Origin of the sequence: Nitrospirillum viridazoti CBAmc (assembly GCF_000730165.1) — a bacterium.
In the GTDB taxonomy this organism is placed as follows: domain Bacteria; phylum Pseudomonadota; class Alphaproteobacteria; order Azospirillales; family Azospirillaceae; genus Nitrospirillum; species Nitrospirillum viridazoti.
In genome coordinates this window covers 1,458,681-1,470,548 of the sequence record NZ_CP022111.1, presented here as the reverse complement: position 1 = coordinate 1,470,548, position 11,868 = coordinate 1,458,681, and the positions used below count along the sequence as shown (strand labels likewise).

Sequence of the window (11,868 nt, the reverse complement as noted above, 5' to 3'; positions counted from 1 at the left end):
CCCTTGGCGCGGACCGTATCCGACTTGGTCGTGGTGGTGGAGCGGCGGCAGGATTTCCGCTGGCCCGATCCTGACGGCCGGGTCATGACCGCCGGTGCCTATGTCGCCGCCCGGCCGGCCCGCCCGCGCCGCGTCATCAATTTGTGCCGCCACGCCGACTATCTCTCCGCCGGCTATTATGCCTCCCTGCTGGCGGAGGCGCGCGGCGACCGGGTGACGCCGGCCCTGCGCACGCTGGCCGACCTGGTCGGGGCCGGGACGGGCCCCGGGGCGGGTCAGGCCGACTTGGCCGACAGCCTGGCCGACCTGAACCCCCGCCTGGTCCATCTGCCGCCCCCGCCGGCGGGGGTGGCCCGGCACGCCGCCAACATCTATTTCGGCCGCACGCCCGATGTCGGCCTGACCGATGTCGCCGCCCGCCTGTTCCAGCGCCTGGACTGCCCGCTGATGTGCCTGACCCTGGCGTATGGGGAAGGGGCGTGGCGCATTGCCAGCGTGGCGGCCATGGGCACCGACGCTGTGCCCCGGATGCACGACGTCTTTTTCCTGAACGCGCTGGAGGCCCACGCCCGCCGGCGCTGGCAACGGCCCCGGGGGCCGGCGGCGGCGTCCTTCACCCTGGCGGTGCTGCACGACCCGGCTGACCCCCTGCCGCCCAGCAAGGCCAGCACGCTGGCCCACCTGTCCAGGGTGGGGTTGGACCTGGGCGTGCGGGTGGAGGTCATCGGCCGCCGCGACTACCGCCACCTGGCGCAATTCGATGGCCTGTTCATCCGCGAGACGACGGCCGTGCCCCACCACACCTTCCGCTTCGCCCGCAAGGCCGAGGCGCTGGGCATTCCGGTGGTGGACGACGCAACCAGCATCCTGCGCTGCACCAACAAGGTCTTCCTGGCGGAAACGCTGGCCGGCCACGGCGTGGCCACCCCGCGCACCCGCCTGGTGACCCGCGCCACCGTGGCGGAGGTCGGGGCCGCGCTGACCTTCCCCGCCGTGCTGAAGGTGCCGGACGGCGCCTTCAGCCGGGGGGTGGAGCGCGTGATGGACATCGACGCCTTCCACCGTGTGGCGGCGGCCCTGCTGGCGCGGTCACAGATCATCCTGGCGCAGGACTACCTGCCCACCGCCTTCGACTGGCGGGTGGGCCTGCTGGGGGGTGAGGTGCTGTTCGTGGCGCAATATTACATGTGCCCCCGGCATTGGCAGATCGTGCGTCACGCCGCCGACGGCAGCCATGACGAGGGTGCCACCCGCGCCGTGGCTGTGGCCGACACCCCGCCCGCTGTCCTGGCCGCGGCGACGGCCGCCGCCCGTCTGATGGGCAACGGCCTTTACGGCGTGGATCTGAAGCAACTGCCCTCGGGCGAGGTCGTGGTGATCGAGGTGAATGACAATCCCAACCTGGATGTGGGGGCGGAGGATCGCGCCGCCGGCCCCCTGCTGTGGCGCCGCGTCATCGGCCATTTCCTGACGGCCGCCGGCCGCGCGCCCATGCCCGGCAGCACCGCCGTGTCCGCCGCTGATTTGCCGGCCGGCAGCCAGCCCGCCGCCGAACGCGCGGCCCTGGCGCGCGCCGCAGCGGTGCGGGCGGCGGTGGCGTGACCCGCCGGATGTGAGGATGCCAGGGACGGAATGGCTCCATCTGCCGATGGGGCCATTTCGCTTTTTTGGTTGGAAGCGTGCGGGGGTGCGGGTATTCAAGGCGCTTGGTTTAACCGGCCCGTGGTGGGTGTTCCGCCGGGCCGCCTGTTCCCTGCGGCGGACGTCCCCACATGAGGGGGGCCCCGTGCCAGGTTCCAAGGACGTCGTACCCTATGCTGCGCTTTTCACCGCTCAAGTCCGCGTTGATCGCCCTGGTCTGTTTCCTGGGCGTGGTCTTCTCCCTGCCCAGCCTGATATCCAAGGATTACCTGCCCGGCTGGATGGCCGACCGGCACGTCAACCTGGGCCTGGACCTGAAGGGTGGCTCCTACCTGCTGCTGCAGGTGGACAGCGACGCGGTGGCGAAGGAACGGGTGGAGAGCCTGGTCGATGAGGCGCGCACCGCCCTGCGTACCGCCAAAATCCAGACCAGCAGCGTCACCCCCGCCGGCCGGTCCGTGACCATCACCGTCGCCGACGGCGGCGACGTGGACGCGGCGCGCAAGGCCCTGGGCCCCATCGCCACGGCCACCACCGGCGGCGGCGTGCCCGAGGTGGACCTGCGCACCGACGGCCAGGCCATCGTGCTGACCCTGACCGATGCCGGCTTCAAGGACCGCATCGACAAGGCGATGGCGCAGTCCCAGGAGATCGTCCGCCGCCGCATCGATGAGACGGGCGTGAACGAGCCGGTGGTGGCCCGCCAGGGCGGCGACCGCATCCTGGTGCAGCTGCCCGGCGTGGAAGATCCCGGCCGTATCAAGCGCCTGATCGGCCAGACCGCCAAGATGACCTTCCGCCTGGTGGTGACGGACGAGGCGCCGCGCGCCGACGGCGCCGCCCCCCCCGGCACCCAGGTCCTGCCCGTCGTGGACGGCCGGGGCGACCGCAAGATCCTGGTGCGCAAGAAGGTGGAGGTCGACGGCGCCAACCTGACCGACGCCAGCCCCACCACCGACCAGAACGGCCGCTGGGTCGTGGCCTTCCGCTTCGACAGCATCGGCGCCCGCCGTTTCGCCGAGACGACCACGAACAACGTGGGCAAGCCCTTCGCCATCGTGCTGGACGACAAGGTCATCAGCGACCCGGTCATCCAGGAGCCCATCACCGGTGGCCGTGGCCAGATCAGCGGCAGCTACACCGCCCAGACGGCCAACGACCTGGCCGTGCTGCTGCGCGCCGGCGCCCTGCCGGTGCCGCTGACCGTGGTGGAAGAACGGACCATCGGGCCGGAACTGGGCGCCGACAGCATCCATGCCGGCCTGACTGCCGTGGCCGTGGGCTTCGTCCTGGTCGTGGCCTACATGCTGATCAGCTATGGCATCTTCGGCGTGTTCGCCAACATCGCCCTGCTGTGCAACCTGTTCCTGACCCTGGCCCTGCTGGGCATCCTGCAGGCCACGCTGACCCTGCCCGGCATCGCCGGCGCCCTGCTGACCCTGGGCATGGCCGTCGACGCCAACATCCTGATCAACGAGCGCATCCGCGAGGAACTGAGGAAGGGCGCCACGCCCTTGGCGGCGCTGGAGGCCGGCTTCTCCAAGGCCTACGCCACCATCACCGACAGCAACCTGACCACGCTGATCAAGATGGCCATCCTGTTCTCGGTCGGCACCGGGACCATCAAGGGCTTCGCCGTCACCATCAGCCTGGGCATCCTGACCTCGATGTTCACGGCCACCGTGGTGGCGCGCGCCATCACCGCCAGCTGGTTCCGCCGCTTCCGGCCCAAGACGCTGACCGTGGGTACCCGCCTGCGTCCGGCGCCCGACCACACGAACTTCCAGTTCATGCGCGGCCGGCACATGGGCATCGGCCTGTCGGTGTTCCTGTCGGTGGCCTCCGTCGTGCTGTTCTTCAAGCCCGGCCTGAACTACGGCGTGGACTTCGCCGGCGGTGTCGTCATCGAGATCCGCACCGACGGTCCGGCCGACTTCAGCAAGCTGCGTTCCAAAATGGAAACCCTGCACCTGGGGCCCGTCCAGCTGCAGCAGTTCGGCTCCCCCTCCGACGTGCTGATGCGGCTGGAGCAGCAGGCCGGCGGCGACGCCGCCCAGCAGGGTGCCGTGAAGGCGGTGCAGGAGGAACTGAACAAGGACTTCCCCGGCGCCGTCATCCGCCGCCAGGAAGCCGTGGGTGCCTCGGTCAGCGCCGAGCTGTTCCACGACGGCATGCTGGCCCTGGGCCTGGCGGCCATCGCCATGCTGGGCTATATCACCTTCCGTTTCGAATGGCAGTTCGGCATCGGTGCCGTGGTCACCATGCTGCTGGACGTGACGAAGACCGTGGGCTTCTTCGCCATCACCGGCATGCAGTTCAACCTGACCTCCATCGCCGCCATCCTCACCATCATGGGTTACTCGATCAACGACAAGGTCGTGGTCTATGACCGTGTGCGTGAGAACCTGCGCCTCTACCGCAAGATGCCCCTGCGCGAGCTGATCGACCGCAGCATCAATGAGACGCTGAGCCGGACCATCGGCACCTCGCTGGCCATCTTCCTGGTGACCGTGCCCCTGGCCTTGCTGGCGGGCGAGCAGTTGCGCGAGTTCGCCTGGGTGCTGCTGTTCGGTGTGGTGCTGGCGACGTCGTCGTCCATCTTCATCGCCGCCCCTATCCTGCTGTTCCTGGGCGAAAAGAGCCTGCGCCGGCCCGTGCCGGCCGACGGCTCCGCCGCCCCGCCCGCCCCGGCGGAGTAAAGCTGTACTGGCATGCCGGTCGCTCAGGGCGGCGCCCTTGGGCAACCGGCATGCCAGAATAAAAATATAATAAAAACAGATGGTTGCAAAATCGCACCGAACTATTTTGCAACTAATTGGGAATAAGATTCCTGGTGGCCGGCAGAAAATGCCGGTGCATTCCTGCCGATTTAATCGCAGGTTTGTTTGCCTATTCTGGCCGTTTCAATAGAAATCGAGGTTAATCAGGCGTTTGCCGGCTGGTCCCGGGCTTGCGACAGGCCGCCGGTGCGCGCGCCATTGCGCCACCCGTGGGCGCGGCTGGCCGGGGGGCAGCCCAAGGCCGGCTCCGCCCAGGGTTCATGGCCACCGGGGAGAACCCTTCCATGAGTTCCATATCCTCCGTGGGCTCGTCCCAGGCGTCTTACGGCGCCTGGAAGGCCCAGCAGGCGTCATCGGCCTCAAGCACCGATGACACATCATCCGCCGACTCCACCTCTTCCGCCGCCGCGCTGCTTGGCGGTGACGGCACCACCACCAACGGCACCAGCAATCCTTTCAGCTTCCAGCTGAGCGGCGACCTGCTGTCGGCCCTTCAGGGCGTCACGCCCGCGCAGGGGACGACGACGGCCGCGGCCGACAGCAGCACGACCGCTGATGCCAGCAGCACCGACCCGACCATCGATCCGGTCACGGGCCAGCCCATCGACCCGGCCACCGGCCTGCCGATCACGACGGCGTCGGCGGATGGTACTGGGACGGAGGGTACGGGGGCCACGGATGGCACCGACGCGTCCCAGGGCGCATCCCAGGGCGCGCCCAAGGCCCATCACGGCGGCCACCATGGCCACCACGGCGGTGGCGGGATGAAGGCGGATGACAGCCTGTTCGGCGATCCGGCGACGTCCAGCACCACGGCCACCAGCACCACCACGGCCAGCACCGACACCACCGGCACCAGCGCCGATGGCAGCGGCAACGGCACGTCCACCGGCACTACGGCCAGCAGCGATTTCATGAGCCTGCTGAACAGCACGACGCCGGTTGCCGGTTCGTCCACCGCCTTCATGGCCCAGTTGCAGGGTTCCCTGATGGCCGCCTGAGGCGGGCATGGGGCAGCGCCGCCGCCCAAAGGGGTGGGCGTTCCAGTTTGACGATGTCGCGCGGCGGCGCATGAAACCATGCGCGCCGGCGGGTCCCTTTCTCAAGATATGTCCTGGCCGGCCGACGCCGCCCCAAACCCGGACCGTAACCTCAGTCCAGGTTCACCAGCTTGACCTTGCGGTTCTCCATGGCCAGGGCCAGCTTGCCGTGCTTCAGCGCCAGGGCCTGGCGGCCGAACAGGTCGAAACGCCAGCCGGTCATGGCTTGCACCTTGGCGTTGTCATCTGCGGCGATGGCCTCCAGATCGGCAGCATTGGCCACCAGGCGGCTGGCCACGTCCTCGTCATCGCACACCAGCTTCAGCAGCACGCGCAGCAGTTCCACCGTGGGGGCGATGCCGGCGGGCAGTTCGGCGCGCGGCTCCATCCGGGGCAGGGCGCTGTCGGGCAGGCCGCGCGCCTTCTCGATGGCCGCCAGGATTTCGGTGCCGTAACGACCCGCGGCCATGCTGGGGCCCAGGCCACGCGTGCGACCCAGGTCATCCACCGTGCTGGGGGTATGGGCGGCGATTTCCATCAGGGTCTCGTCGCGCACCACGCGGTTGCGCGGGATGTCCTTGCGCTGGGCCTCGCGCTCGCGCCAGGCGCACAGCTCCTTCAGCACGGCGATGAAGCGCGGCTTGTCGGTGCGCGGCTTCAACCGGCGCCAGGACTCGTCCGGATCCTGCCGATAGGTGTCCGGGCTGGTCAGGATGGCCATCTCATCGGCCAGCCATTCCTCGCGGCCCGTCTTGTCCAGGCGGCGGCGGATCTTCTCATACGCCGGGCGCAGGTGGGTCACGTCCGACAGGGCGTAGGTCAGCTGCCGGTCGGTCAGCGGCCGGTTGGACCAGTCGGTGAAGCGGCTGGACTTGTCGATGCGGGCGTTGGTCAGCTTGGTGATCAGCGTCTCATAGCCCACGCTGTCGCCGAAGCCGCAGACCATGGCCGCGACCTGGGTGTCGAACAGGGGCGCGGGCACGGTGCCGGTCAGGTTGAAGAAAATCTCCAGATCCTGGCGGGCGGCGTGGAAGACCTTCAGCACGGCGGGATTGGCCAGCAGGGCGAACAGCGGCGACAGGTCGATGCCGTCGGCCAGCGGGTCGATGGCGGCGGCCTCGTCGGGGCCGGCCACCTGCACCAGGCAAAGCTGCGGGTAGTAGGTCTTCTCCCGCATGAATTCGGTATCGACGGTGACGTACGCGGCGGAGGCCAGGCGGTCACAGAAGGCGGAGAGGTCGGCGGTATTGGTGATCAGCGTCATGGGGTTCTTCACATACTATAGCTAAGCGCGCGTGCATAGGGCCTGCTGTCCCGCCGCCCGGGAATAGGACCGCCGCCCGTCGAGTCGGGCAGGACGGGAATGGAGTTTCCGCCGCCTCGCCTGGGGGCGGCGGGCCATCCCGAAGCATGACAGCCATTCGCATCCTGAAAATCGCAGTTTTGCCATCGATACGGCGTTACCCGCCGGCAAGGGTGGCCGGGGGCCGGGAGGGTTCGCTTGACAGAATGTCGCAGGCTTAATATGCGAGTGATTATCAAAAACATTCGCATAAGAACAAGGGGACCTCTGTGATGCGCGCCCGCCTGCTGCTTTCTGCCTGCCTGTTCACCGCCCTGCTGCCCCTCACGGCCTTCGCCGCCGGCCCCGATGAGGCCGATGCCGCCGCCGAGGGGGCCAAGTCCGGCGGCGCCCTGCCCGAGGTGGTGGTCAGCGCCGACCGCCAGGCGGCGATGGGCTACAACCCCAAGGACGCGGTCAGCGCCACGCGCATGGACATGGCGCTGCGCGATGTGCCGCAGACGGTGAACGTGGTGCCCCTGGCGGTGATGCGGGACCAGGGCGCCCTGTCGCTGCAGGACGTCATGCGCAACATCCCCGGCATCGGCCTGTCCACCGGCGACGGCCAGCGCGACCAGGTTTCCATCCGCGGCTTCTCCGCCATCGCCGACCAGTATGTCGACGGCCTGCGTGACGACGCCCTTTATTTCCGCGACCTGTCCAACCTGCAATCGGTCGAGGTGGTGAAGGGCCCGGCCTCCGTCCTCTACGGCCGCGGTTCCTCCGGCGGCCTGATCAACCGCATCACCAAGAAGCCGGGCATCGATTTGGCGGAAGCGAGCTTCCGCTATGGCGGTTGGGACGACCGGCGGGGGGAGGTGGACCTGGCCCATGTGCTGCCCGATACCGGAATCGCCCTGCGCCTGACCGGCGCCATCGAGGCGGCCGACAGCTATCGCCAACAGCAGTTCCTGGACCGCAAGGCCGTGGCGCCCTCGGTGGAATTCAACCTGGATGAAAAGACCAAGCTGCTGGTCCAGGCCGATTACCTGGAGGACAAGCGCGTCACCGATTTCGGCATCCCGGCCTATCACGGCCTGCCGGTGGACGTGGCGCCCGGCACCTATTACGGCGCCGCCAACGCCCGGGACGCGGACTACAGCCAGTCCCGCGTCCGCTCCACCACCGAGACGCTGACGCATGAGGTGAACGACAGCCTGTCGCTGCGCAACGCCTTTCGCTACTACCGCTACAACCTGGACCGCCGCAACACGCTGGTCGGCTCGGTCAACGAGGTGGCGCGGACGGCGGCCCTCACCCGCTCCATCGTCGGCCGGTATGAGCACGGCTGGTTCAACCAGAGCGAGGCGGTGCAGAAGTTCAGCCTGGCGGGCATCGACAACCAGTTCCTGCTGGGGCTGGAGGTGGGGCACCAGACCAAGGACGCCATCACCTATTCCCAGGGCACGGTGGCTACCGTCGCGCTGTTCAACCCGGTGCTGCCGACCCTTAACCCCGGCACCTTCGGCACCATCACCGCCAACAACCGCGGCCTGTTCGACACCACCGGCTTCTATGCCCAGGACATGGTGACCCTGCTGCCGCAGCTGAAGGCCCTGGTCGGCATGCGATTCGACCGGTTCGAGCAGCGCACGCTGCAGCATCTCGCCAACCTGGCCAACCTCAGCCGCACGGACAGGAACTGGAGCCCGCGCGCCGGCCTGGTGTGGCAGCCCACGGACGACAAGGCCGAGGTCGCCCAGTCCTACTACGTGTCGTGGAGCCGCTCCTTCCAGCCCTCGGGCGAGGCCTTCTCCGTCGCCGCCAACAACGCCGACATCGCGCCGGAAAGCACCCGCAATGTCGAGGTGGGCGCCAAGCTGGACTTCTGGCAGGGCCGGCTCAGCACCACGGCCTCGCTGTTCCGCCTGGAACGCAGCGGCATCAAGACCACCGACCCGGTGACGCAGAAGCTGCTGCCCATCGGCGTGCAGCGCACGGATGGCGTGGAGCTGACCGGGGCGCTGGACCTGTCGGACGGGTGGAAGGCCATCGCCGGCTATGCCTATCTGGATGCCCGCGTCACGGAATCCGTGGCCAAGGACGCCGGCCAGAATGTGCAGGGCAAGCGCGCCACCATCACGCCGCGCCACAGCACCAACCTGTGGCTGACCAAGGCCTTCGGCGACCGCTTCGGTCTGGGCGGCGGCATGAACTATGTCGGCGACCGGTACGCCAACCCGGGCAACACCGTGACCCTGCCGTCCTATGTCACGGTGGACGCCATGGCCTGGTACCGTCAGGGGCCGGTGACCCTGCAGGTCAACGTCTACAACATCACGGATGAGCGCTACATCGTCTCCGCCCACGGCTCCAACGCCAACCTGAACCTGCCGGGCAGCCCCAGGTCGGTCATGGGCAGCGTCAAGATCAGTTATTAAGGGGGACCAAGGCGGCCGGGGGCCGGGCAAATCGGCCCGGCCGTCTTGACAATCCGCCCCCGTCCGGCCCTAGTGTCCGCCGGTCCGTCAGTCCGCGTTTTCGCGGATCGGCGGCGCTATTGCCCAACCCGCACTCGTCAAGGCCCGGCCCCATGCATCCCTATCGTACCCACACCTGCGGCGCCCTGCGTCAGGAAGACGCCGGCCAGACCGTCCGCCTCTCCGGCTGGATCCACCGCAAGCGTGACCACGGCCAACTGCTGTTCGTCGACCTGCGCGACAATTACGGCCTGACCCAGTGCGTGATCGATATCGACAATCCCGGCTTCAAGGTGCTGGAATCCGCCCGCCTGGAATCGGTCATCACCGTGACCGGCCGCGTGGTGGCGCGCACCAATGACACCATCAACGACAAGCTGCCCACCGGCCATATCGAGGTGAAGGCGGATGAGATCGTGGTGCAGAGCCTGGCTGACCAGCTGCCCCTGCAGGTGAACTCCGACCAGGACGCGGGTGAGGACATCCGCCTGCGCTACCGCTTCCTGGACCTGCGGCGTACCAAGATGCACCGCAACATCCACCTGCGCTCCAACGTCATCGCCTCGGCCCGCCGCCGCATGATCGAGGCCGGGTTCACCGAGTTCCAGACCCCCATCCTGACCTCGTCCTCGCCCGAGGGGGCCCGCGACTTCCTGGTCCCGGCGCGCAACCACCCGGGCAAGTTCTACGCCCTGCCGCAGGCGCCGCAGCAGTTCAAGCAGCTGCTGATGGTGGCGGGCTTCGACCGCTATTTCCAGATCGCCCCCTGCTTCCGTGACGAGGACAGCCGCGCCGACCGTAGCCCGGGCGAGTTCTACCAGCTCGACTTCGAGATGAGCTACGTCACCCAGGATGACGTGTTCGCCGCCATCGAGCCCGTCATCCACGGCATCTTCACCGAGTTCCGCGACTTCACCGGTGTGGCCAAGACCGTCAGCCCCTATCCGTTCCCGCGCATCCCCTATGCCGAGAGCATGCTGAAGTACGGCAACGACAAGCCGGACCTGCGCAACCCGCTGGTGATCACCGACGTGTCGGCCGTGTTCCGTCGCGATGACGTGGAGTTCAAGGCCTTCCGCGGCGTGCTGGACAAGGGCGGCGTGGTCCGCTGCGTCAAGGCGCCGGCCGTGGGCGACAAGCCCCGCAGCTTCTTCGACAAGCTGAACGACTGGGCCCGCGGCCTGGGTGCGCCCGGCCTGGGCTACATCCTGTTCGAGAACGGCGCCGGCAAGGGCCCCATCGCCAAGTTCGTGCCCGAGGCCGCCCAGGCGGTGCTGCGCGAGCTGACCGGTGCCGTGGACGGCGACGCCGTGTTCTTCGTCTGCGACCTGGAAGGCCCCGCCGCCAAGCTGGCCGGCCAGGCCCGCACCCGCATCGGCGAGGAACTGGACCTGATCGAGAAGGACGCCTTCCGCTTCTGCTGGATCGTCGACTTCCCGATGTACGAGAAGGATGAGGAGACGGGGAAGATCGACTTCTCCCACAACCCCTTCTCCATGCCCCAGGGCGGCCTGGAGGCCCTGACCAGCATGAACCCGCTGGACATCAAGGCCTTCCAGTACGACATCGTCTGCAACGGCATCGAACTGTCCTCGGGCGCCATCCGCAACCACAAGCCCGAGATCATGTACAAGGCGTTCGAGATCGCCGGCTATTCGGCCGAAGACCTCGAAACCCGCTTCGGCGGCATGCTGTCGGCCTTCAAGCTGGGCGCCCCGCCGCACGGCGGTTCCGCCCCCGGCATCGACCGCATCGTCATGCTGCTGGCCGATGAGCCCAACATCCGCGAGGTCATCGTCTTCCCGCTGAACCAGCGCGCCGAAGACCTGCTGATGCAGGCCCCCAACGCCGTCGACACCGCGCGGCTGAAGGAACTGCACATCAAGCTCGACCTGCCCAAGCCCAAGGTCACCACCGAGGCCAAGGAAGGCTGAGGCGGGGTTCTTCGCTGAGGCGGAGTGTCAAGGCGGGCGGCGTCTGGAAGGGCGCCGCCCGTTTTGTCTTGAACGACCTACTGCCAGTCTTCCAGGTGCAGCCCCGGCACGCGCTGGAATTCCCGGGTGTTGTGCGTGACCAGGGTCAGGCCACGGGCCAGCGCCTGACCCGCGATCAGCACATCATAGGGACCGACGGGCGTGCCGGTGGCGGCCAGCTGCGCCCGGATAAGGCCGGCCTGCCGGGCGTCCTCCCGGTCGAGGTCCAGGACAGGGAAGCGCAGGGCCTCGACACGCGCCAGGTTTTCCGCCGCGCGCTGGCTCTTGGCCGCGCCGAAGTAGAGTTCATGCGCGACGATGGTGGGCAGGCCGAAATCCTCCGGCCTGTGCTGCCGCATCCGATCCAGAAAGACGGGATCGCCCTTCATCACCGCGATGACGGCGTTGGTATCCAGAAGAAACTTCACTCGAAGAAGTCCAGGGCCGGGCGCTCTTGATCGGTCGGCCGGTCTGTGGCGGCCTTGGCGAAGTCCTCATCCACCGGTCCGATGACATCCGCCAGCCACTCCCAGCCGTCGGCGATGGGTTCCAGGATCACGGCGTTGCCATGACGGCGGATGCGCACCTCCTCACCCTCGAACCGGAAGTCCTTGGGCAGGCGCACGGCCTGCGAGCGGCCGGACCAGAAGAGCTTGGCGGTATCCATGGCCA

8 protein-coding genes are annotated in these 11,868 nt (G+C 68.1%); 5 read left to right on the top strand and 3 right to left on the bottom strand.

The window, feature by feature from the left end; translation table 11 throughout:
- Nucleotides 1-3: 3 nt before the first annotated feature.
- The 3 genes from Y958_RS19700 to Y958_RS32035 all read left to right on the top strand — a co-directional run bounded on the left by Y958_RS19700 (nucleotide 4) and on the right by Y958_RS32035 (nucleotide 5,422).
- Nucleotides 4-1,602, top strand: coding sequence for a RimK family protein (locus Y958_RS19700; RefSeq protein ID WP_186291357.1), 1,599 nt, complete (start codon nucleotides 4-6; stop codon nucleotides 1,600-1,602).
- Between the two features lie 212 nt (nucleotides 1,603-1,814).
- Nucleotides 1,815-4,340, top strand: a complete 2,526-nt coding sequence (secD, locus tag Y958_RS19695) for a protein translocase subunit SecD (RefSeq protein WP_088873617.1) — start codon at nucleotides 1,815-1,817, stop codon at nucleotides 4,338-4,340.
- A gap of 365 nt (nucleotides 4,341-4,705) precedes the next feature.
- A complete protein-coding gene (locus tag Y958_RS32035; RefSeq protein WP_186291356.1) occupies nucleotides 4,706-5,422 on the top strand; it encodes a hypothetical protein in 717 nt (238 codons plus the stop codon).
- 151 nt (nucleotides 5,423-5,573) lie between these two features.
- Here the strand turns inward: Y958_RS32035 and rnd are convergent, their stop codons facing one another.
- Nucleotides 5,574-6,725: a ribonuclease D gene (rnd, locus tag Y958_RS19690; RefSeq protein ID WP_088873616.1), complete on the bottom strand. Its 1,152-nt coding sequence runs from the start codon at nucleotides 6,723-6,725 to the stop codon at nucleotides 5,574-5,576.
- 311 nt (nucleotides 6,726-7,036) lie between these two features.
- Between rnd and Y958_RS19685 the strand changes: the two genes are divergently transcribed.
- Together Y958_RS19685 and aspS are read left to right on the top strand one after the other, a co-directional pair.
- Nucleotides 7,037-9,184 carry a TonB-dependent receptor gene (locus Y958_RS19685; protein WP_088873615.1) on the top strand — a complete coding sequence of 716 codons (2,148 nt, stop codon included), beginning with the start codon at nucleotides 7,037-7,039 and terminating at the stop codon, nucleotides 9,182-9,184.
- Nucleotides 9,185-9,336: 152 nt separating this feature from the next.
- A complete protein-coding gene (aspS, locus tag Y958_RS19680) occupies nucleotides 9,337-11,157 on the top strand; it encodes an aspartate--tRNA ligase (protein WP_088873614.1) in 1,821 nt (606 codons plus the stop codon).
- A 77-nt stretch (nucleotides 11,158-11,234) separates the two neighbouring features.
- Here the strand turns inward: aspS and Y958_RS19675 are convergent, their stop codons facing one another.
- Together Y958_RS19675 and Y958_RS19670 are read right to left on the bottom strand one after the other, a co-directional pair.
- Entirely contained in the window at nucleotides 11,235-11,624 is a 390-nt protein-coding gene (locus Y958_RS19675) for a type II toxin-antitoxin system VapC family toxin (protein ID WP_088873613.1), read from the bottom strand.
- The gene (locus tag Y958_RS19670) at nucleotides 11,621-11,863 is read right to left on the bottom strand and encodes an antitoxin (RefSeq protein ID WP_088874106.1); all 243 of its coding nucleotides are present in this window, start codon (nucleotides 11,861-11,863) and stop codon (nucleotides 11,621-11,623) included. Before Y958_RS19670 ends, Y958_RS19675 begins: the two co-directional genes overlap by 4 nt.
- Nucleotides 11,864-11,868: the final 5 nt, after the last annotated feature.